This window comes from Enterobacter cloacae complex sp. 277I4 (assembly GCF_050031465.1).
In the GTDB taxonomy this organism is placed as follows: domain Bacteria; phylum Pseudomonadota; class Gammaproteobacteria; order Enterobacterales; family Enterobacteriaceae; genus Enterobacter; species Enterobacter cloacae.
Map to the genome: position 1 here is coordinate 2,717,914 of NZ_JBLGWC010000001.1, position 19,993 is coordinate 2,737,906.

22 protein-coding genes are annotated in these 19,993 nt (G+C 54.1%); 10 read left to right on the plus strand and 12 right to left on the minus strand.

Annotation, left to right across the window (positions count from 1 at the left end; genetic code table 11):
* Positions 1 to 15 precede the first annotated feature (15 nt).
* The 3 genes from ACQG19_RS13225 to ACQG19_RS13235 are packed head-to-tail and all read left to right on the plus strand — an operon-like array spanning position 16 to position 910.
* A complete protein-coding gene (locus tag ACQG19_RS13225) occupies positions 16 to 342 on the plus strand; it encodes a DUF1971 domain-containing protein (protein ID WP_222168431.1) in 327 nt (108 codons plus the stop codon).
* A 27-nt stretch (positions 343 to 369) separates the two neighbouring features.
* Positions 370 to 723: a DUF1971 domain-containing protein gene (locus tag ACQG19_RS13230; RefSeq protein WP_047023120.1), complete on the plus strand. Its 354-nt coding sequence runs from the start codon at positions 370 to 372 to the stop codon at positions 721 to 723.
* Positions 724 to 727: 4 nt separating this feature from the next.
* Positions 728 to 910 carry a DUF1869 domain-containing protein gene (locus tag ACQG19_RS13235; protein WP_023621263.1) on the plus strand — a complete coding sequence of 61 codons (183 nt, stop codon included), beginning with the start codon at positions 728 to 730 and terminating at the stop codon, positions 908 to 910.
* 38 nt (positions 911 to 948) lie between these two features.
* Here ACQG19_RS13235 and patD read toward each other — a convergent pair whose 3' ends face one another.
* The 7 genes from patD to ACQG19_RS13270 all read right to left on the minus strand — a co-directional run bounded on the left by patD (position 949) and on the right by ACQG19_RS13270 (position 8,270).
* Entirely contained in the window at positions 949 to 2,373 is a 1,425-nt protein-coding gene (patD, locus tag ACQG19_RS13240; RefSeq protein ID WP_029882933.1) for an aminobutyraldehyde dehydrogenase, read from the minus strand.
* Positions 2,374 to 2,397: 24 nt separating this feature from the next.
* Positions 2,398 to 3,204, minus strand: coding sequence for an ABC transporter permease (locus tag ACQG19_RS13245; RefSeq protein WP_246931697.1), 807 nt, complete (start codon positions 3,202 to 3,204; stop codon positions 2,398 to 2,400).
* The gene (locus ACQG19_RS13250) at positions 3,194 to 4,138 is read right to left on the minus strand and encodes an ABC transporter permease (RefSeq protein WP_047351696.1); all 945 of its coding nucleotides are present in this window, start codon (positions 4,136 to 4,138) and stop codon (positions 3,194 to 3,196) included. The genes ACQG19_RS13245 and ACQG19_RS13250 overlap by 11 nt, the downstream gene beginning before the upstream one ends.
* A gap of 1 nt (position 4,139) precedes the next feature.
* Positions 4,140 to 5,153 (minus strand): ABC transporter ATP-binding protein, encoded by a 1,014-nt coding sequence (locus ACQG19_RS13255; RefSeq protein ID WP_246931695.1) that lies wholly within the window; start codon positions 5,151 to 5,153, stop codon positions 4,140 to 4,142.
* 17 nt (positions 5,154 to 5,170) lie between these two features.
* On the minus strand, positions 5,171 to 6,316 hold the full coding sequence (gene ydcS, locus ACQG19_RS13260) for a putative ABC transporter substrate-binding protein YdcS (protein ID WP_246931692.1): 1,146 nt from the start codon (positions 6,314 to 6,316) through the stop codon (positions 5,171 to 5,173).
* A 273-nt stretch (positions 6,317 to 6,589) separates the two neighbouring features.
* Entirely contained in the window at positions 6,590 to 7,999 is a 1,410-nt protein-coding gene (locus ACQG19_RS13265; RefSeq protein ID WP_020689183.1) for a PLP-dependent aminotransferase family protein, read from the minus strand.
* A gap of 82 nt (positions 8,000 to 8,081) precedes the next feature.
* Positions 8,082 to 8,270: a hypothetical protein gene (locus ACQG19_RS13270; RefSeq protein WP_020689184.1), complete on the minus strand. Its 189-nt coding sequence runs from the start codon at positions 8,268 to 8,270 to the stop codon at positions 8,082 to 8,084.
* 392 nt (positions 8,271 to 8,662) lie between these two features.
* Here ACQG19_RS13270 and ACQG19_RS13275 point away from each other — a divergent pair, with 392 nt between their 5' ends.
* From ACQG19_RS13275 to hslJ, 4 genes are all read left to right on the plus strand, one after another.
* Positions 8,663 to 10,063: a cytochrome ubiquinol oxidase subunit I gene (locus ACQG19_RS13275; RefSeq protein WP_426725923.1), complete on the plus strand. Its 1,401-nt coding sequence runs from the start codon at positions 8,663 to 8,665 to the stop codon at positions 10,061 to 10,063.
* Positions 10,063 to 11,073 (plus strand): cytochrome d ubiquinol oxidase subunit II, encoded by a 1,011-nt coding sequence (cydB, locus tag ACQG19_RS13280; RefSeq protein WP_013096468.1) that lies wholly within the window; start codon positions 10,063 to 10,065, stop codon positions 11,071 to 11,073. Before ACQG19_RS13275 ends, cydB begins: the two co-directional genes overlap by 1 nt.
* A complete protein-coding gene (locus ACQG19_RS13285; RefSeq protein WP_013096467.1) occupies positions 11,073 to 11,201 on the plus strand; it encodes a DUF2474 domain-containing protein in 129 nt (42 codons plus the stop codon). The genes cydB and ACQG19_RS13285 overlap by 1 nt, the downstream gene beginning before the upstream one ends.
* A gap of 127 nt (positions 11,202 to 11,328) precedes the next feature.
* Positions 11,329 to 11,766 (plus strand): heat shock protein HslJ, encoded by a 438-nt coding sequence (gene hslJ / locus ACQG19_RS13290; RefSeq protein WP_013096466.1) that lies wholly within the window; start codon positions 11,329 to 11,331, stop codon positions 11,764 to 11,766.
* Here hslJ and ACQG19_RS13295 read toward each other — a convergent pair whose 3' ends face one another.
* Positions 11,767 to 12,033: a putative hemolysin gene (locus ACQG19_RS13295; RefSeq protein ID WP_013096465.1), complete on the minus strand. Its 267-nt coding sequence runs from the start codon at positions 12,031 to 12,033 to the stop codon at positions 11,767 to 11,769. It lies immediately after the preceding gene.
* Positions 12,034 to 12,241: 208 nt separating this feature from the next.
* On the opposite strand from ACQG19_RS13295, the gene ACQG19_RS13300 reads away from it, so the two are divergent.
* The 3 genes from ACQG19_RS13300 (at position 12,242) to ompC (ending at position 18,332) form a co-directional block, all read left to right on the plus strand.
* Entirely contained in the window at positions 12,242 to 13,126 is an 885-nt protein-coding gene (locus ACQG19_RS13300) for a hypothetical protein (RefSeq protein ID WP_246931690.1), read from the plus strand.
* 183 nt (positions 13,127 to 13,309) lie between these two features.
* Entirely contained in the window at positions 13,310 to 16,834 is a 3,525-nt protein-coding gene (nifJ, locus tag ACQG19_RS13305; RefSeq protein ID WP_038985138.1) for a pyruvate:ferredoxin (flavodoxin) oxidoreductase, read from the plus strand.
* Between the two features lie 388 nt (positions 16,835 to 17,222).
* The gene (gene ompC, locus ACQG19_RS13310) at positions 17,223 to 18,332 is read left to right on the plus strand and encodes a porin OmpC (RefSeq protein ID WP_013096462.1); all 1,110 of its coding nucleotides are present in this window, start codon (positions 17,223 to 17,225) and stop codon (positions 18,330 to 18,332) included.
* Positions 18,333 to 18,667: 335 nt separating this feature from the next.
* On the opposite strand, the gene ACQG19_RS13315 is transcribed toward ompC, so the two are convergent.
* The 4 genes from ACQG19_RS13315 to ACQG19_RS13330 form a co-directional block, all read right to left on the minus strand.
* Positions 18,668 to 18,745, minus strand: a complete 78-nt coding sequence (locus ACQG19_RS13315; RefSeq protein WP_223232805.1) for a hypothetical protein — start codon at positions 18,743 to 18,745, stop codon at positions 18,668 to 18,670.
* A gap of 65 nt (positions 18,746 to 18,810) precedes the next feature.
* Complete coding sequence (locus ACQG19_RS13320) at positions 18,811 to 19,236, minus strand: GFA family protein (RefSeq protein ID WP_045294236.1); 426 nt, start codon at positions 19,234 to 19,236, stop codon at positions 18,811 to 18,813.
* Between the two features lie 3 nt (positions 19,237 to 19,239).
* Positions 19,240 to 19,437 carry a hypothetical protein gene (locus tag ACQG19_RS13325; RefSeq protein WP_013096459.1) on the minus strand — a complete coding sequence of 66 codons (198 nt, stop codon included), beginning with the start codon at positions 19,435 to 19,437 and terminating at the stop codon, positions 19,240 to 19,242.
* A 39-nt stretch (positions 19,438 to 19,476) separates the two neighbouring features.
* Positions 19,477 to 19,926 (minus strand): hypothetical protein, encoded by a 450-nt coding sequence (locus ACQG19_RS13330; RefSeq protein WP_058684635.1) that lies wholly within the window; start codon positions 19,924 to 19,926, stop codon positions 19,477 to 19,479.
* Positions 19,927 to 19,993: the final 67 nt, after the last annotated feature.

Here is a 19,993-nt window from a genome sequence, read left to right on the forward strand (position 1 = left end):
TTCATGGGAGGCAACATGCTACGTATTCCACAGCGCTGTATTCATACCCGTTCCACCCCATTCTGGAATAAAGACACCGCCCCCGCCGGAATTTTTCAGCGTCATCTCGACACGGGTACCCGTCCGGGCATTTATCCTCGGCTGAGCGTGATGCAGGGTGCCGTGCGTTACTTAAGCTATGCCGATGCGTTGACTCCCGAGCCTGACAGCACATTGATTATCGAGGCCGGGCATTTCGGTGTTTTTCCGCCTGAGAAATGGCATCACATCGAGGTGATGACCAACGACACGCTGTTTAATATCGAGTTTTTCGTCGAGCCAGAGGTGCTGAAATCGCTTTAAGCACCTGACACTTAAGAGGAAACCATTATGCTACGCATTCCTGAGAATTTTGTTCATACCCGCTCCACGCCATTCTGGAACAAAGACACCGCGCCCAAAGCCCTCTTCACCCACCATAATACGAAAGCCAGCGTATATGGCCGTTTGTCGGTGATGCAGGGGGCGGTGCGCTATTTTGGCTTCCCGGACGCAGACGCGACCGAACCGGATCTGGAGCTGGTGATTGAAGCCGGATCGTTTGGTATCTCACCGCCGGAAAAATGGCACCGTATTGAACTTTTGACTGACGATACGTATTTCAATATCGACTTTTTTGCCGACCCCGACGTTACGCTTCAGGGCGCAGGCATCGGTAAAGTGGTCAATACACATAAGGAGTAACGGCGTGGGCAAATCAACTTACACCGTGACCGTTACCAACAACAGTAACGGTGTCTCGGTGGATTATGAAACAGAAACCCCAATGGAGTTGCTCATTCCCGATGTCGCCGCAAACGTAGTGAAAGATCTGGTGAATACCGTTCGCGCATACGATACAGAAAATGAACATGACGTTTGTGGCTGGTAAAAAAACGCCCGGCAATAGAAGCTGCCGGGCATGACTTCCTAGTGTTTTATCATCACATGCCGGACAACGGTATAATCCTCAAGCCCGTACACCGACATATCTTTCCCATAACCGGATAACTTCATGCCACCGTGTGGCATTTCGCTTACCAGCATAAAATGGGTATTCACCCAGGTGCAGCCGTATTGCAGACGCGCACTCAGCCGGTGAGCGCGCCCCACATCCTGGGTCCAGACGGACGAGGCCAGGCCATATTGTGAATCGTTAGCCCAGGCCAGCACCTGGTCTTCGTCGTCAAATTCAGTGACGCTCACCACCGGGCCAAAGACTTCACGTTGCACAATGGCATCTTCCTGTTTTGCTCCGGCCAGCAGGGTTGGCTGGAAGTAATAACCCGCTCCCTCTTTTTTACTGCCGCCCGTCACCACGCGGATATGGCTGAGCGCTTTGGCCTCCTCCACAGCCTGGCAGACGCGCGACAGATGCGCTTGCGAGCTCAGCGGCCCCAGCTCGGTAGAGGCCTCTTCCGGCGCCCCCATCTTCAGGCTGGACACCGCTGCGCCCAGTTTTTCCACCAGCGCAGCATAAATGCCCTTCTGGGCATAAATTCGGCAGGCCGCAGTGCAGTCCTGCCCGGCATTGTAGAAACCAAACGTCCGCACACCCTCGACGACCGCATCCAGATCGGCGTCATCAAAGACGATAACCGGTGCCTTGCCGCCCAGCTCCATGTGGGTACGTTTTATGGATGAGGCGGTATGGCCAATGATGTGCTCCCCGGTTGCAATTGAGCCGGTGAGTGACACCATGCGCACTTTCTCATGCCCGGTCAGCGGATCGCCTACCGTTTTTCCGCGCCCGAACAGCACGTTCAGCACGCCAGCCGGGAAAATATCCTTCGCCAGTTCGGCCAGTTTTAAGGCGGTCAGCGGCGTAATCTCAGAAGGCTTGATGACCACGCAGTTCCCGGCGGCCAGCGCCGGTGCCAGCTTCCACGCCGCCATCATCAGCGGGTAGTTCCAGGGGGCGATGGAGGCGACAACCCCGACCGGATCGCGACGGATCATCGAGGTATGCCCGTCCAGATACTCACCCGCCGCCAGTCCGTTCAGGCAGCGGGCCGCGCCAGCAAAGAACCGAAACACATCGACCACCGCGGGGATCTCATCGCCCAGCGCGCAGTGCAGCGGCTTACCGCAGTTCAGGGATTCGAGTCTGGCAAACTCGTCCGCATGCGCTTCAATAACGTCAGCCAGTTTCAGCAGGCATTCGGCACGCGTTTTGGGCGTGGTTTGCCCCCACTGTGCGAACGCCCGATCGGCTGCCTGCACGGCCGCGTCGACCTGCGCGGCTGATGCTTCAGCAATCTCCAGCAGAACCTCTCCGGTGGCAGGGTTATAGACCGGCTGTTTTTCCCCCTCGCCGCTCACCAGTTCACCATTAATCAGCAGTCTTTTTTGCATAGCATTGTCCCGTTGAAATCAATGTTATTTCCCGCTCCCGGCGCTGTTCTCGCCGTCGCGGGTTAGCCACCAGGCTCCCAGAATGGGGAAGGTTGTCACCAGCATCACCAGCAGTGCGACCACGTTGGTGACCGGCACGTCACGCGGACGTCCGAGCTGGTTAAGCAACCACAGCGGTAACGTGCGCTCGTGTCCCGCGGTAAAGGTTGTGACGATAATTTCGTCAAACGACAGAGCAAACGCCAGCATGCCCCCGGCCAGCAGCGCCGACCCAAGATTGGCCAGGACCACGTAACGGAAGGTTTGCCAGCCATCGGCCCCTAAATCCATCGACGCTTCAACCAGGCTCCAGGAGGTGCGTCGGAACCGGGCAATCACATTGTTAAACACCACCACCACGCAGAACGTGGCGTGCCCGACAACGATGGTAAAAAAACCAGGCTCCAGATTGATGGTTTTGAAAGCGGTCAGCAGCGCCAGACCGGTGATGATGCCCGGCAGCGCTATCGGTAACAGCAGCAACAGCGAAATGGCGTTTTTGCCAAAAAACGCGCTACGCCACAGCGCCGCCGCAGCAAGCGTGCCAAGTACCAGAGCAATAGCCGTCGCTAACGTCGCAATTTTAAGTGACAACGTCACGGAATCGATGATGTCGCCACGCCCCGCCGCCACGCTAAACCACTTCAACGTCAGCCCCTGCGGCGGGAAGCTGAAGGCCGCGTCCTCAGTATTAAAAGCGTAGATGGCAATAATCAGCAGGGGGAAATGGAGGAAGATCACCCCGCCCCAGGCGGCCACTTTCAGGAACAACGGTGCGCGTTCAGAGTGCATCGAATGCTCCCAGACGTTTCACGAACGCCAGATAAAGCGAGATAAGCACAATCGGCACCAGGGTGAAGGCGGCGGCCATGGGCATATTGCCGATGGCCCCCTGCTGGGCATAGACCATATTGCCAATGAAATAGCCAGGCGGCCCTACCAGCTGTGGCACGATAAAATCACCGAGCGTCAGAGAGAAGGTAAATATCGAGCCCGCCGCGATACCCGGGATCGCCAGCGGCAGAACAACATAACGAAAGGTCTGACGCGGACGCGCACCGAGATCGGCAGAGGCCTGCAACAACGAGGCAGGCAGCCGTTCCAGCGCCGCCTGCACGGGCAAGATCATAAACGGCAGCCAAATGTAGACAAAGACCAGAAACCGCCCCAGCCCGGAGGTCGATAACGTGTTCCCGCCAATCGCCGGGAGCGTCAGAACAGAGACCAGAATCGGCTCCAGCCCCAGATGGCTGAGAAACCACTGCGCCACGCCATCTTTCGCCAGCAGTAGCGTCCACGCGTACGCTTTGACGATATAGCTCGCCCACATCGGTAGCATAACGGCAATATAGAAGAACGCTTTCCATTTGCCGCTGGTGTAACGCGCCATGTACCAGGCCATCGGGAAGGCCAGAATGGCGCTGGCGAGGGTGACCGCAATCGCCATCACCAGCGTACGGATAATAATGTCGTAGTTTGCCGGGTTAAAAAGTGCCTGAATGTTCGCCAGCGTCAGGTCCGGAGTAACCGACATGGTGAAGTCATCAAAGGTATAAAAGCCCTGCCACAGCAGCGTAAGGAGCGATCCCAGATAGACGATGCCAAACCACATTAGCGGTGCCAGCAGAAGCAGGAATATCCCCAGCGACGGTTGGCGCCAGAAATACGCGGTAATGCGGCTTAGGGTACCGCGCGGTGCGGGAGGATGTAAGACGCTCATCGCCATTTCACCCTTCCTCATGCAGGCGGATCATGGCGTCGCGCGACCATGAAGCCAGCACCGCCTGCCCCGGCTCAACGCCGGTGTTCAGTGTGTCCGCGCTGAGATTGGCCTGGCTCACCAGCAGTTTTGCCCCCCCGGCAAGTTTCAGCTCCAGGCGCGTTGCCGCACCCTGATACTGGACAGCCTGAACCACGCCTTCAACCTGAACCTCACCGCTCTCATTGAGTCGGATATGTTCCGGTCGAAGCGAATAAGCGCCCTCCATGCCGCACACTTTCTGCGCCAGTGCCGCATCGAAAACGTTCGAGGTGCCGACAAAACTGGCCACGAACGGCGTATGCGGACGCATGTATAGCTCACGCGGGGTATCCACCTGCTCAATGCGTCCGTTGTTGAAAACGGCGACCCGGTCGGACATTGACAGGGCTTCCCCCTGATCGTGGGTCACAAAAATAAAGGTGATCCCGAGTGCCTGTTGAAGTTTTTTCAGCTCGACCTGCATCTGTTCACGCAGTTTCAGATCGAGCGCGCCCAGCGGTTCATCCAGCAACAGCACGCGGGGTTCATTGACCAGCGCACGCGCAATGGCAACGCGCTGACGCTGGCCGCCAGAAAGCTGCGACGGCTTGCGTGCAATGGCAAAGCTCAGCCCGACCTTTTCCAGCGCCTCCTGCGCCAGTGCATGGCGTTTTTTCTTGTCGATGCCTTTGACCATCAGCCCGTAAGCGACGTTATCGAGAATCGACATATGCGGAAACAGCGCGTAGTCCTGGAACACCGTATTGACGTCTCGCTCCCACGGAGGAAGCTCACTCGCTTCTTTACCGAAGATTGTGATTGTCCCGCCGGAGAGTTGTTCAAAACCGGCGATCAGCCGCAGGCAGGTGGTTTTGCCGGAGCCCGACGGCCCCAGCATGGAGAAAAACTCCCCGTCACGAATGGCAATGCTCACCCCATCCACCGCCCGTACGTCGCCGTACAGACGGGAAACGTCATTAAACTCTACCGCGTACGTCATGTTCTGCTCCCGGATGATTAACGGCCACCCATGATGGCGATGTAATCCTGCGTCCAGCGGCTGTAAGGCACATATTTGCCGCCTTCGGCGATCGGGGTTTTCCAGAACTTGATTTTGTCAAAGGCGTCGTAACCGTTGGTTCCACAGCCTTTCTCACCCAGCAGCGTACTGGCCTTACACCCTTGCGCCACCACCGGCAGAGAGCCAAACCACGCCGCCAGATCGCCCTGCACTTTTGGCGTCAGCGACCAGTTCATCCATTTGTAAGCACACATCGGGTGTTTTGCCTGCGCGTGAAGCATAGTGGTGTCTGCCCAGCCCGTGACGCCCTCTTTCGGGAAGACGGTCGCGATCGGCTGGTTTTCGGCTTTCAGGGCATTCGCCTGGTATGGCCAGGCGCTGGACGCCACCACGCCTTCATTCTTAAAGTCGCTCATCTGTACGGTGGTGTCATGCCAGTAGCGGTGGATCAGGGCGTGCTGAGCGCGTAGCACTTTCAGAACCGCTGCGTACTGTTCTTCCGTCAGCTGGTAGGGGTCGTTAATACCCAACTGGGGTTGAGTAGCCTTCACAAACAGCGCCGCATCGGCAATGTAAATCGGCCCGTCATAGGCCTGCACGCGGCCCTGGTTGGTTTTACCGTCCGGTAAGTCCTGTTTTACAAACACCACGCTCCAGCTGTCCGGCGGTGTCGGGAAGGTTTTGGTGTTGTACATCAGCAGGTTTGGCCCCCACTGATACGGCGTGCCGTAGACGCTGCCGCCCACATTAAACCATTCACCTTTAACGAGGCGCGGGTCGAGGGTTTTCCAGTTGGGGATGAGTTCCGGGTTAATCGGCTGAACGCGTTTGCCCATAATCAGACGGAGCGACGCATCTCCGGACGCGGTGACCAGGTCATACCCGCCTTTCGCCATCAGGCTCACCATCTCGTCCGACGTGGCGGCGGTTTTGACGTTTACCGCACAGCCGGTCTCTTTTTCAAACTGGGTTACCCAGTCATAATTTTTATCCGTTTGTCCCCGCTCGATGTAACCCGGCCAGGCAATAATATCCAGCCGACCCTCTCCGTCGCCAATCGCTTTCGGTGGCTCGGCGGCTTGCGCGGTCATTATGGCCATACCAAGCGCACACAGGCTGCTGCGGGCAAATTTTTTGCTCATAAACATTACTCCAGTCGCAATGAAAATTTAGCGGCAGCCGTGCCGTAAAAATATCTCCCTCATTAAACGTAGACCGCGCAAATGCCCCGCACCGTGCGGCTTAAGGAAATTTCATCAAGGTGTGACCGAGGGCGCATTCCCCGTTAACTGGATTATAGACAAGGGGTTAGGCGTGAGAGGTGGTATGCAGATTTCGTATGATGCGACGCGGCAAAATGGTCGCCGCGGCGGCAAAAAGATAAGCAATGATTATTTAGCGAGAGACCGGAATCGTTATTTCAACATGCTGCTGATTAATTTCCCTAACTGAATAACGGCCTGCTCTTCCCGCTCTCCCCATGCCCAGGAGGTATTAAAACGGAAAAAAGGTGTCCAGACATCTGAGGTGGAAAACATCTTGCCTGGGGCAATACTGATGTGATGGCGTAACGCCTGTTCGCTTAACAGTCCTGCATCCAGCTGTGCCGGAAGCTCCAGCCACAAAAAGTAGCCGCTGTCGTTATGATGGATTTTGACGCCCGGCGGCATATGGCGCAAAAGTGACTGCCACGCCTGCTGTTTACGCTCGGCCAGCGTGCGTCGCAGGCGGCGAAGATGGGCGTCGTAGCGTTTGGTCGCCAGGTAATCCACCAGCGCCAGCTGCATCGGGGAGCTGGTAGAGAGCGTGCTCATCAACTGAAGCTGCTGAATGCGCCGCGCATGCTTACCCGCCGCTACCCAGCCGATACGAAAACCGGCCACCAGACATTTCGAAAACGAGGAGCAGTGCAGCGTCATGTCCTGACGATCCCATGCTTTCGCCGGGAGCGGCTTTTCACGGCCAAAATAGAGCTCGCTGTAGACATCATCTTCAATCAGCGTGACGTTGTGCCTCGTCAGCAGCGCCACAAGCTGCGCTTTTTTCTCCGGGCTGAGCGTAAAGCCAAGCGGATTTTGACTGTTGGTCATTATCCAGCAGGCCTTGACCGGGTAGTCATTCAGCGCCTGTTCAAGCGCATTGAGATCGATCCCCTCGCGCACGTCCGTCGCAATCGACAGGGCCTTCAACTTCAGGCGTTCCAGCGCCTGCAGCGCGCCGTAGAAACAGGGGTTTTCAACAATCACCCAGTCCCCCGGCTCGGTCACCGCCTGGAGACTCAAGTTCAGCGCTTCGAGCGCGCCTGCGGTGATCACGATCTCCTCCGGTGAGATATTCATCCCCTGCTGTGCATAGCGGCGGGCAATGGCGTGGCGCAAATCGACATTACCCGGCGGCAGGTTTTCAATCACGCTCATCGCCGTCGCGGTTTTGCTGACGTTCGCCAGCGAGCGGTTGAGTTGCTGAAGCGGGAAAAGACGCGGGTCGGGAAAAGCGGAAGCGAAAGGAACAACCGACGGGTCGCGGCTGGCCTGCAGAACGTCGAAGATATAGGTGTTGATGTCCACCGCTTCGTCGCGCATGACCTGTGCAGGTGGCGCTGGCTGTTGTGCGGTCGGGCGCGAGGCAACGTAATAGCCCGACTGCGGTCTGGCGACAATGCGCCCCTGACTTTCCAGCATCTGATACGCGTGGCCCACGGTCATAAAACTCATGCCGCTGCTCGCCACCTGCTCTCGCAGAGAAGGCAGCTTATCGCCCGGCAACCATACGCCAAGCTCAATCTGCGAGATAATTTGTTGCGCCAGACGCTGGTATTTTTTCATCAGATTCTCCTTATTGCCGACAGTGTATATCAGCAGGAGAAAAAGAGAAGATTTTGCTAACTGTTATGGTTTATGAAATGAATTACTTACGGTACTCGGTCACATGATTGTGTGCGAGACGCGCCGCGGCCAGATGGTCGAGTGTAATCATTGGCGATTTGCAAAAGATGCATTTTGCGCCGAAGGGATTTTTCTCAGACACATCAAAGGCTGAAGTACGGTACTGCGAGCCATGACAGCATGGGCAGCGAAAATGGATATAAGAAGTCATAGGATTCTCCTGTAAACGTAAAAACGTAAATTACTCATGAGCCGATCAGGCGATAATGGTTTGAAACAAAACTAATCGGAATGTAGATAAAGACCCAAGAGAGGCTGCGGAGAGGCACAACGTGATGAGAACTGCTTTATAAAACTACGTCAGATATTTATTTGGACTCAAAACCAGAAGACCATTAACGCACGGTGCCGACGACAAAGCAAGCGGTTTAATGCATAAAATTCATTAAAAAAATATTTTTATGCCCTATAAGTAAGTATATCAGATGGCAAAAGCGGGAGCTTTTTGCCAACTGTTATGGTTAAATTTCGCGTTTCTGCGTCTGATAGTCCGATCTGCGCCTCTGTACCATAACAGCACACCGTTTGACATTGAGGCTGTGCATGTTTGGTTTAGATGCTTTTCACCTTGCACGGATACAGTTTGCCTTTACCGTATCCTTTCACATTATTTTCCCGGCAATCACTATCGGCCTGGCAAGCTATCTTGCTGTGCTTGAAGGGCTGTGGCTGAAAACAAAAAATCCGGTCTGGCGATCGCTGTACCACTTCTGGTCCAGGATTTTTGCCGTTAACTTTGGCATGGGCGTGGTCTCCGGGCTGGTGATGGCGTATCAGTTTGGCACTAACTGGAGTGGATTTTCGCAGTTTGCGGGCAGCATTACCGGCCCACTTCTGACCTATGAAGTGCTAACCGCCTTTTTCCTTGAGGCCGGATTCCTCGGCGTGATGCTGTTCGGCTGGAATAAAGTCGGACCTGGGCTGCACTTCTTCGCCAGCTGTATGGTGGCGCTGGGGACAATTATCTCCACCTTCTGGATCCTCTCTTCCAATAGCTGGATGCAGACCCCACAGGGCTATGAGATCGTCAACGGGCAGGTCGTCCCGGTAGACTGGTTTGCCGTGGTCTTTAACCCCTCCTTCCCTTATCGTCTGCTGCATATGTCGATAGCCGCCTTCCTCAGTAGCGCCCTGTTTGTTGGCGCATCGGCGGCATGGCATCTGCTGCGCGGAAACAATACGCCTGCCATCCGCGCTATGTTTTCTATGGCGCTGTGGATGACCCTGATTGTGGCCCCCATCCAGGCAATGGTCGGTGATATGCATGGGCTGAATACCTTAAAGCATCAGCCTGCCAAAATCGCCGCCATTGAGGGGCACTGGGAAAACCCACCGGGGGAACCTACCCCGCTACTGCTGTTTGGCTGGCCGGATATGGAACTGGAGCGCACCCGTTTTGGCCTGGAGATCCCCGCTATTGGCAGCCTTATCCTGACGCACAGTCTGGATAAACAGGTTCCGGCGCTCAAGGAGTTCCCGAAGGAAGATCGTCCAAATTCCACCATTGTCTTCTGGTCGTTCCGCATTATGGCGGGCTTAGGCATGCTAATGCTGCTCCTCGGCGTGGTGGCGATCTGGTTGCGCTATAAAAAGCGCGTTTACACCTCGCGCCCCTTCCTGTGGTTTGCCCTGCTGATGGGGCCTTCAGGGTTGATCGCCATACTGGCCGGATGGGTGACCACCGAGGTGGGACGCCAGCCGTGGGTCGTCTATGGGCTTCAACGTACCCGGGATGCGGTATCCGCTCATGGCGATCTGCATATGAGCGTCAGTTTGCTGGCTTTCTTCGTCGTTTACACTTCGGTCTTCGGCGTCGGTTACAGCTATATGGTGCGCCTGATTAAAAAAGGACCTCAGCCTCACGAATCGTTCGCCACCGAGGCCGATGGACGTCCGGCACGCCCGCTTTCCGCAGTTACCACTGGCAATAAGGAGCAGCCATAATGGGTATCGATCTTTCCATTATCTGGTTTGTCATCATCGTCTTCGCGACGCTGATGTATATCGTGATGGACGGTTTTGATCTGGGGATCGGCATTCTGTTCCCGATGACGCAAAACCCGGACGATCGCGATGTGATGGTCAACAGCGTCGCCCCGGTCTGGGACGGGAATGAAACCTGGCTGGTGCTGGGTGGTGCTGCCCTCTTCGGTGCCTTTCCGCTGGCCTACGCGGTGATTATCGATGCCCTCACCATTCCGCTGACATTAATGCTGATCGGTCTTATTTTTCGTGGCGTGGCGTTTGAGTTTCGTTTTAAAGCAACGCCAGCGCACCGTCCGTTCTGGGATAAAGCCTTTATTGGCGGTTCACTTCTGGCGACGTTTACCCAGGGCATCACGGTGGGTGCCGTCATAAACGGGTTTGCCGTCACCGGGCGTGCCTATACCGGCGGTCCCTTTGACTGGTTTACCGCGTTTAACCTGTTCTGTGGCGCGGGTCTGGTGGTGGCCTATGCGCTGCTGGGCGCCACCTGGCTGGTGATGAAAAGTGAAAATGCCCTGCAACAGCGGATGCGCGAAGTTTCTAAAACGCTCTTAATTGTGCTGCTGGCCGTTATCGCGGCGATCAGTCTCTGGACCCCGCTGGCGCACCCGGCCATCGCCGCGCGCTGGTTTACGCTGCCGAACCTGTTTTACCTGTTGCCGGTTCCGGCTCTGGTCGTCCTGCTGAGTCTGTATCTGTGGCGCTGCCTGAATAATCGGCAAAGCCATAACCGGCCATTTATCCTGACGCTGGGGCTTATTTTTCTCGGCTTTAGCGGGCTTGGGATCAGCATCTGGCCGCATATTATTCCACCGTCGATCACCCTCTGGCAGGCGGCCGCGCCGACACAAAGTCAGGGCTTTATGCTGGTAGGTGCGTTGTTGATCATTCCCGTGATTCTGGTCTACACCTTCTGGAGTTATTACGTATTTCGCGGAAAAGTACATCATGGGGAGGGTTATCACTGATGCAACAGCCTGTCTGGAAACGATTGCTGTGGCTGGCCATTATCTGGGGCGGCAGCGTACTGGCGCTGGCAGCTGTCAGTATGTTCTTCCGCATGCTGATGACGGCCGCCGGGTTTAAATCTCACTGATCTTGTCCCGGGCAACCGCTGCGTTGCCCGGTCTTCTTCCCGCACTTTCAGATAAACCCCATTAACGCACGCCAGCGTATCGTTACACTGGTAAATGATTCACAGTATTTATAGTTCGAGAAGAAAAATGAAAAAACTCATTGCGTTAAGTGTTATCAGTCTTGTCCTCTCCGGCTGCGTTAATCCGGGTAAAGCGTCTGTTCAGCCGGAGCAGCTTAAGAACCACCGCTTTGTGCTGGAAAATGTGGACGGGAAAGCCGTGAAGGCCACGACAACGCAACCTGAGATCAGTTTTAGCGCGTTGCCCGATATCAGCCTGGTTAATAACATCAGCATTTCCGGCGTGATGTGTAACCGCTTCAACGGACAGGGAAAATTGTCCGAAGGGGAACTTAAGGTTAAAGGGCTGGCGATGACGCGCAAACTCTGTACCGAACCACAATTGAACGAGCTGGATCAGGCCATCGGCGACATGCTGCGCAAAGGAGCGCAGGTCGACCTGACTGAAGACCAGTTAACGCTGGCGACAGCCGACAAAACGCTGATGTTTAAACGCGCTGAATAATCAGTAGCTACCGCAGGATCCAACGGCAAGCGACTGTTCACTGCAGCGTTTGCCGTTTGGCAAGGCGCACATCCCGATCGCAGAGCCATCGAGCTGGCGGGCAACCGACAGTGAGCCACCAATCATCGCGCAGTTGGCTTGTCCAGAACTGGACATCGCGGCTTTCATTCCCGGCGTTACGTGTGCCGCCGTGGCCTGCTGAACAGGTTCGTTACTACAGGCCGACAGCAATAACGCGGCACACCCTACCCAAAACGCTGAACGCATGCTCTCTCTCCCCCATGAATAATGCGAAACCTATGCATAATAGGCATCACATCCCGTGCCGTCGAGAGCGGAAGTGCGTATTTATGCGCTGCTGAAACAATTTCTCGCAATTTTTTTGGATATTGTTGAACCTGAAGCTGTTGGCAGTATATTACTGCTTTGCTCTTTGGGATTGCGTTAACAGGCTGGTTCATAAGGATAATAATCAATGCCGATTTACAATAAGTCGTTTTGCGTAGCCGTGCTCGCACTGTGTTCTTTTCATGCCCGGGCTGAGCAGTGCTCACCCGAAAGCGTAAACAAAAATAAAACCAATAATTTCATTCTACTGCAACAGCAAATTAATGGAGCAATACCTAAAACGATTGAGACCAGGATTGAGAGTCTGGACGGTTACATCCGTACAACAATAAATGCGAGTTACAACCGCTGTGGCGAACTTCTTGGCGGCAGTATGCTGGAGGTAAAAACAGCAACCTATCCTCAATCTGTTCTTGTGATTACCAGTGCGATAAAACTCAGTAAAGCGGATTACGGCTGGCGCATCCTTGTCGATGGCAAAGGCATCGGAACGGACAAGCGCAACCAAAAATCGACACTGTTATTCCGTCATAATGTTGAAGGTATGTATTTGCTAAACAAAAAAGGGATTATCAGTAAAGCAGTTAATCGCGGCACCATTACTGCCACAACGCCGGGGGAGAAAGATCGAACCAGCATGGGCACCATTCTGTATACCCTCAATACAACAGGGGCTCTTACCCGTTCAGAAAACAAAAGTAACCTGGCGATTGAGAATTACCGCACGGAGTACGAGTACGACACGCATCATCGCCTGACAAAAAGGTATACACCTAACGTCGTGGATGAGTATGTTTACGATGATGCAGGTCGCCAGCTGACCTGGACGAACACCGAGACCTATTACACTATCGAAAAAACGGTGAATACCTGTAAGGAATGGGACACTAACGGGGAATGTATCCAGGCGGATATCGACATCACTATCTCCTCACCAGATAACGACAAAGGCAAGGCTTTTGAGTACAAACATAAAGCAGCCATGACAGCGACTTATGAATACTGGAACTGAATTATTTAAGATTTAGAAGGGTTTTTCGCCAAAAGTTTGATCTACTCATTGATGGTGAGAATACCGAGGACACAAATGCGAAAATCGCAAAATCCGGCCTTTGCTAAAATAAGGGAATAATATTCAGGGTCTGACCAGGTTTACGGACCCCTCTTTTTTTGCGCAATGTAAGGGTGTCGTCCTATGCAAACTATTGACGGTAATGGTGCAGTCGCGTCGGTCGCGTTTCGCACCAGCGAAGTTATCGCCATCTACCCGATTACGCCAAGTTCTACAATGGCCGAACAGGCAGATGCCTGGGCAGGAAACGGGTTAAAAAATGTCTGGGGCGATGTCCCGAGAGTCGTCGAAATGCAGTCCGAAGCGGGTGCGATTGCCGCGGTGCATGGTGCGCTACAGACGGGGGCGCTCTCCACATCGTTCACCTCCTCGCAGGGATTGCTGCTGATGATCCCGACGCTGTACAAACTGGCCGGTCAACTTACCCCGTTTGTCCTGCACGTCGCGGCACGAACCGTTGCTACCCACGCGCTCTCCATTTTTGGCGATCACTCCGACGTGATGGCCGTGCGTCAGACCGGCTGCGCCATGCTGTGCGCCAGCAGCGTCCAGGAGGCCCAGGATTTCGCGTTAATTTCCCATATCGCGACGCTGAAAAGCCGCGTGCCGTTTATTCACTTCTTTGATGGTTTCCGCACCTCCCACGAAATCAACAAAATCGTGCCCCTGGCAGATGACACCCTTCTCTCGCTTCTGCCGCAGGCGGACATTGATGCCCATCGCGCCCGCGCACTCAACCCGGAACATCCGGTGATCCGCGGGACATCGGCCAACCCGGATACTTACTTCCAGTCCCGCGAGGCAACGAACCCGTGGTACAACGCGGTGTACGATCATGTGGAACAGGCGATGAACGATTTCGCTGCCGCCACCGGACGGGAATATAAACCGTTTGAATATTATGGCCATCCACAGCCGGAACGCGTGATTGTGCTGATGGGTTCAGCCATTGGCACCTGTGAAGAAGTCGTGGATGAACTGCTGACGCGCGGCGAGAAAGTTGGGGTGCTGAAAGTTCGCCTTTTCCGCCCGTTCTCAGCGAAACATCTGCTCTCTGCGCTGCCGGAGAGCGCACGTAGCGTGGCCGTGCTCGATCGTACCAAAGAGCCAGGCGCACACGCAGAACCGCTGTATCTGGACGTCATGACCGCACTGGCGGAAGCCTTCAGTAACGGCGAGCGCGAAACGCTGCCGCGTGTCATTGGCGGGCGTTATGGTTTGTCGTCCAAAGAGTTCGGTCCGGATTGCGTGCTGGCGGTGTTTAATGAGCTGAGTGAAACGAAGCCGAAGCCTCGCTTTACGGTCGGTATTTATGACGATGTCACTCATCTCTCACTGGCCTTGCCGGAAAACACCCTGCCCTCCGGCGCGAAACTTGAGGCGTTGTTCTACGGTCTGGGCAGCGACGGCAGCGTTTCGGCAACCAAGAACAACATCAAGATCATCGGTAATTCCACACCGTGGTATGCACAGGGTTATTTCGTCTATGACTCCAAGAAAGCCGGCGGGCTGACCGTGTCCCATCTGCGCGTCAGCGAACACCCTATCCGCTCCGCGTATCTCATTTCGCAGGCTGATTTTGTCGGCTGTCACCAGCTGCAGTTTATCGATAAATACCAGATGGCCGAACGTCTCAAACCTGGCGGTATTTTCCTGCTCAACACACCGTACAGTGCGGATGAAGTCTGGGCGCGCCTGCCGCAGGAAGTGCAGGCAGTGCTTAATCAGAAAAAAGCGCGGCTTTTTGTCATCAACGCAGCGAAGATTGCCCGCGAATGTGGTCTTGCCGCGCGCATCAACACCGTCATGCAGATGGCGTTCTTCCACCTGACAAACATTCTGCCGGGCGACAGCGCCTTAATGGAACTGCAGGGCGCGATCGCCAAAAGTTACAGCAGTAAAGGCCAGGAATTGGTTGAACGCAACTGGCAGGCACTGGCGCTGGCGCGCGAGTCGCTGTCTGAAGTACCGCTCCAGCCGGTGAATGCCAGCAGCCCGAACCGTCCTCCGGTGGTTTCTGATGCGGCTCCAGATTTTGTTAAAACCGTAACGGCGGCCATGCTGGCGGGGCTGGGCGATGCCCTTCCCGTCTCCGCCCTGCCGCCGGATGGCACCTGGCCGATGGGCACCACCCGCTGGGAAAAACGCAACATCGCCGAAGAGATCCCAATCTGGAAGGAAGAGCTGTGTACCCAGTGCAATCACTGTGTGGCAGCGTGCCCGCACTCTGCCATCCGGGCCAAAGTCGTTTCTCCGGACGCGATGGAATCGGCCCCATCCAGCCTGCATTCGCTGGATGTGAAATCCCGCGATATGCGCGGACAGAAATACGTTCTGCAGGTTGCACCCGAAGATTGCACCGGCTGTAACCTCTGCGTCGAGGTCTGCCCGGCCAAAGACCGACAGAACCCGGATATCAAAGCCATCAATATGATGTCGCGGCTGGAACACGTGGAAGAAGAGAAAGTGAATTATGACTTCTTCCTGAACCTGCCGGAAATCGATCGGAGCAAGCTGGAACGTATTGATATCCGTACCTCACAGCTGATCACGCCGCTGTTCGAATACTCTGGTGCCTGCTCCGGCTGCGGGGAAACACCGTACATCAAACTGCTGACGCAACTGTACGGTGACCGGATGCTGATCGCCAACGCGACCGGCTGTTCGTCTATCTATGGCGGTAACCTGCCGTCCACCCCATACACCACCGACGCCAACGGCCGCGGCCCGGCATGGGCGAATTCGCTGTTTGAGGATAACGCCGAATTTGGTCTTGGCTTCCGCTTAACGGTGGATCAGCACCGCGCACGCGTGATGCGCCTGCTGGATCAGTTTGCCGATAACATCCCTGCCGACCTGCACGCTGCGCTGCACGCTGAAGCCACCCCTGAGGTTCGTCGCGAACAGGTTACGGCGCTTCGTAATGCCCTTCAGGGCGTTGACGGCGCAGAACAACTGGTGACCGACGCTGACGCCCTGGTTGAAAAATCGATCTGGCTGATTGGCGGCGATGGCTGGGCGTATGACATTGGCTTTGGCGGGCTGGATCATGTGTTGAGCCTGACCGAGAACGTGAACATCCTGGTGCTGGATACCCAGTGTTATTCCAATACCGGCGGACAGGCGTCAAAAGCCACGCCGTTAGGAGCGGTAACAAAATTTGGCGAGCACGGGAAACGCAAGGCGCGTAAAGATCTCGGCGTCAGCATGATGATGTATGGACACGTGTACGTTGCGCAAATCTCGCTCGGCGCGCAGCTTAACCAGACGGTGAAAGCGATTCAGGAGGCGGAAGCGTATCCGGGCCCATCGCTTATCATCGCCTACAGCCCTTGCGAAGAGCATGGTTACGATCTGGCGCTCAGCCACGACCAGATGCGTCAGCTGACCGCCACGGGCTTCTGGCCGCTGTACCGCTTTGATCCTCGCCGGGCAGAGGAAGGCAAGCTGCCGCTGGCGCTCGATTCACGTCCTCCGTCAGATGCCCTGGCTGAGACACTGCTGCAGGAGCAGCGCTTCCGTCGCCTCAATGCGCAACAGCCAGAAGTGGCTGAGCAATTGTGGAAAGATGCCGCCGCCGATCTGCAAAAACGGTACGACTTCCTGGCGCAAATGGCCGGGAAAGCGGAAAAATCCACCAGCGAATAATCCCCATGCCCGGCTTGTCCGGGCATTTTTATGCCATAAAAAAAGCCCGGTGTATTCACACCGGGCCAGACCAAATAATCCCTGAGCATCACGTTAAATGAATAAATGATATTCATGGGAATTATGGATAATAATCTTAAAGGCATATAACGGGGCAGACATTACCTGATTTACCGCATGATTAATAATTTTAATTTATTATGTTTTTCACTAAAACATTCATCAAACAAATTAACATTTCCGCAGAACAATTCCCTTTAGATTTTACTCACTTCGTAACAATTATAATTTATTACTCTTTCAGCGGAGTGATTTAGCATGTGACAACTCTCCGCAAAGGAAAGTTCAACAGGTAATTAAATAAAAACAACCGCAAAGGAATACCATAATGCAAAGAAAAGTACTGGCCCTGATGATTCCGGCTCTGTTAATGGCTGGCGCTGCGCATGCAGCAGAGATTTATAATAAGGATGGCAATAAATTAGATCTGTACGGAAAAGTAGATGGTTTGCACTACTTCTCTGATGACACGTCTAAAGACGGCGATCAGACCTATATGCGTTTGGGTTTCAAGGGCGAAACCCAGATCAACGACATGATGACCGGCTACGCACAGTGGGAATACAACATTCAGGCAAATAACACCGAAGGGTCTGACAACCAGTCCTGGACACGTCTGGCCTTCGCCGGTGTGAAAGTGGGTGACTACGGTTCCTTTGACTACGGCCGTAACTATGGCGTCCTGTACGACGTGGAAGGCTGGACCGATATGCTGCCAGAGTTCGGCGGCGACTCTTACACCTATGCCGATAACTTTATGACCGGTCGTGCCAATGGCGTAGCAACCTACCGCAACACCGATTTCTATGGCCTGGTGCCGGGTCTGAACTTTGCTCTGCAGTATCAGGGTAATAACGAAGATGCCAGCAATAACCAGGAAGGGACCAATAATGGTCGCGACACGCGTCATGAGAACGGTGACGGCTTCGGTATTTCTACCACCTATGATTTCGGTATGGGAATTTCAGCGGGGGCGGCCTATACCTCTTCTGACCGTACCAACGATCAGGTGAGAAATACCACCGCGGGCGGGGATAAAGCGGATGCCTGGACCGCGGGTCTGAAATATGACGCCAACAATATCTATCTGGCGGCCATGTATTCTGAAACCCGCAATATGACCCCTTACGGCGACAACGAAAGCGCCGTGGCGAATAAAACCCAGAACTTCGAAGTAACCGCACAATACCAGTTCGATTTTGGTCTGCGTCCGGCAATTTCCTACCTGCAGTCGAAAGGTAAAGACCTGGGCAACGGTCAGGGCGATCAGGACCTGGTTAAATATGCCGACGTAGGCGCAACCTATTACTTCAACAAAAACATGTCCACCTATGTGGATTATAAAATCAACCTGCTGGATGAAGATGACAGCTTCTACAAAAACAACGGTATCGGTACCGATGATGTCGTTGCATTAGGCCTGGTTTACCAGTTCTGATGATCAGAGCCCGCAGCATCATGCGGGCTCACCTTTTTTGAGGTTAGTCGCACAACAGCACGCTATCGCGAGATTGTTGAGGATAAGTTGAAAGACTGCGGGTTAGACTGCGCAGATATCCCCCTCATCATTAAGGATAACTGTGTTGTTTGGTCGTGTATCCCTTGCCCTACTGGCTCTTTTAGCGTGTTTGTGGATGGCGTTAATTTTCGATTTCCGAGATATTGTTGGGCACCTCGGCACGCTCTTAAATCATCTCGACAGGCATTAACAGTGAGCCTTTGAAAACAAAAAGCCACCAGCAGTGCCGGTGGCCGTGATACCCTTCGTGAATGCTATTTTTTCACGGGCTGAGGCTTTTTATCCCCTGATTCAGGCGCCTCACGTGGGTCGTCTTTTTCAACACTAAGCATAATGTCTCCTCTTTAAGATACCCACTTCCCACTATAGCCAGCGTTAGCACAATGTGGCCAGGCGGCTAGGACGCTTGTGTTGGCGCGCGTTTGCGAAAAGAGAGATAGCCAAAGACCCCACTTTCGCCATCCGCAGGATGGTTAACCCCATCCATCACCGTCACTTCCGGGAAATCGAACGGAGAGACGTTTTCAAAACAGGCGACATTTACACCGTATTCATTGGGATTAGAACGCCGCTGATGGAAGGTATAAATCCCGCAGACCGAGCAGAAGAAATGCCGGGCTGTACCGGTGTTAAAGCGGTACTCCGTAAGTTTATCCTCGCCTTTGGTGACGGTTATACCGGTTAACGGTGCAGAGACCACAACCGCCCCTCTCATCCGACAAAAAGAACAGCTACAGCGACGGGCGGTATTTAACCCATCGGTTAACGCAACGGTGAATGCCACTGCACCACAATGGCATCGGGCATGACGGATTTCTGCCATCGTTTACACCCCTTTTCTTACCAGTTCAGCGGCCTTGACGAACACCTCATCCTCTACGCCGTCACCCTTTTGCCTGCCGAGTCTTAGCAGTTCATCAACAATGCTGTTACGATCGATCGGTTTCTGTGCCGAAACAAGCCCGATAACGGCAGCACCAATCGCCAGCCCAACTAACCCGGTTTGTTCATCTTTGTTCTTCATGTTCATGCTCCTGATACCACAAACAAGCGTAGCAGGATTTTAAAAACGCGGTGTCAGACCGTATTTCGGCGATTTGATATTTGCGGCCCAAATCTTGATATCGTTTTGCAGGAGAAGGGTGAAATCTGAATTCAGATGCGTCACCAGGGCATTGACGCTGTTTGCATCGACCACTGAAAAATGTTCAATTCTGTTCGACCCAACCTGAACACAGTAATAGCTGGCGGGCAGCACTTTACCATTCACATTAAGCGGCAGCGTATTTTTTCCGCATTGCCCTTCGGTGATGTATGAAACCACCAGATTAGCGGATTTTTTCCCGGGCTGAGATACGCTCACCATTACCGGAAAACCTTCCGACGTCTGCGTCATGTCATAAAGAACGGCATTTTTTATATACCAGGTATTATATTCCCGCTCCTGAAACGTCGACCAGCCAGGCGCTGAATAAAACATCAGCGCTGCCAGCGTAATACATTTTATTTTCATGAGATGCTGTCATCCGTGTTGTTGCACGTATTATTCAGAACGGACAAAAAACAGCAACCCACCAGGA

Excerpts from the sequence above, each read along its gene's own strand:
- ACQG19_RS13250 (WP_047351696.1), bottom strand. The coding sequence starts at position 4,138 with ATGGCGATGAGCGTCTTACATCCTCCCGCACCGCGCGGTACCCTAAGC.
- ACQG19_RS13230 (WP_047023120.1), top strand. The coding sequence starts at position 370 with ATGCTACGCATTCCTGAGAATTTTGTTCATACCCGCTCCACGCCATTC.
- ACQG19_RS13315 (WP_223232805.1), bottom strand. The coding sequence starts at position 18,745 with ATGCTTAGTGTTGAAAAAGACGACCCACGTGAGGCGCCTGAATCAGGG.
- ACQG19_RS13295 (WP_013096465.1), bottom strand. The coding sequence starts at position 12,033 with ATGCGTTCAGCGTTTTGGGTAGGGTGTGCCGCGTTATTGCTGTCGGCC.
- ACQG19_RS13265 (WP_020689183.1), bottom strand. The coding sequence starts at position 7,999 with ATGAAAAAATACCAGCGTCTGGCGCAACAAATTATCTCGCAGATTGAG.
- ACQG19_RS13285 (WP_013096467.1), top strand. The coding sequence starts at position 11,073 with ATGCAACAGCCTGTCTGGAAACGATTGCTGTGGCTGGCCATTATCTGG.
- nifJ (WP_038985138.1), top strand. The coding sequence starts at position 13,310 with ATGCAAACTATTGACGGTAATGGTGCAGTCGCGTCGGTCGCGTTTCGC.
- ACQG19_RS13255 (WP_246931695.1), bottom strand. The coding sequence starts at position 5,153 with ATGACGTACGCGGTAGAGTTTAATGACGTTTCCCGTCTGTACGGCGAC.
- ACQG19_RS13225 (WP_222168431.1), top strand. The coding sequence starts at position 16 with ATGCTACGTATTCCACAGCGCTGTATTCATACCCGTTCCACCCCATTC.
- ACQG19_RS13330 (WP_058684635.1), bottom strand. The coding sequence starts at position 19,926 with ATGAAAATAAAATGTATTACGCTGGCAGCGCTGATGTTTTATTCAGCG.
- ydcS (WP_246931692.1), bottom strand. The coding sequence starts at position 6,316 with ATGAGCAAAAAATTTGCCCGCAGCAGCCTGTGTGCGCTTGGTATGGCC.
- ompC (WP_013096462.1), top strand. The coding sequence starts at position 17,223 with ATGCAAAGAAAAGTACTGGCCCTGATGATTCCGGCTCTGTTAATGGCT.
- hslJ (WP_013096466.1), top strand. The coding sequence starts at position 11,329 with ATGAAAAAACTCATTGCGTTAAGTGTTATCAGTCTTGTCCTCTCCGGC.
- ACQG19_RS13325 (WP_013096459.1), bottom strand. The coding sequence starts at position 19,437 with ATGAAGAACAAAGATGAACAAACCGGGTTAGTTGGGCTGGCGATTGGT.
- ACQG19_RS13245 (WP_246931697.1), bottom strand. The coding sequence starts at position 3,204 with ATGCACTCTGAACGCGCACCGTTGTTCCTGAAAGTGGCCGCCTGGGGC.
- ACQG19_RS13300 (WP_246931690.1), top strand. The coding sequence starts at position 12,242 with ATGCCGATTTACAATAAGTCGTTTTGCGTAGCCGTGCTCGCACTGTGT.
- cydB (WP_013096468.1), top strand. The coding sequence starts at position 10,063 with ATGGGTATCGATCTTTCCATTATCTGGTTTGTCATCATCGTCTTCGCG.
- ACQG19_RS13270 (WP_020689184.1), bottom strand. The coding sequence starts at position 8,270 with ATGACTTCTTATATCCATTTTCGCTGCCCATGCTGTCATGGCTCGCAG.
- ACQG19_RS13275 (WP_426725923.1), top strand. The coding sequence starts at position 8,663 with ATGTTTGGTTTAGATGCTTTTCACCTTGCACGGATACAGTTTGCCTTT.
- ACQG19_RS13320 (WP_045294236.1), bottom strand. The coding sequence starts at position 19,236 with ATGGCAGAAATCCGTCATGCCCGATGCCATTGTGGTGCAGTGGCATTC.
- patD (WP_029882933.1), bottom strand. The coding sequence starts at position 2,373 with ATGCAAAAAAGACTGCTGATTAATGGTGAACTGGTGAGCGGCGAGGGG.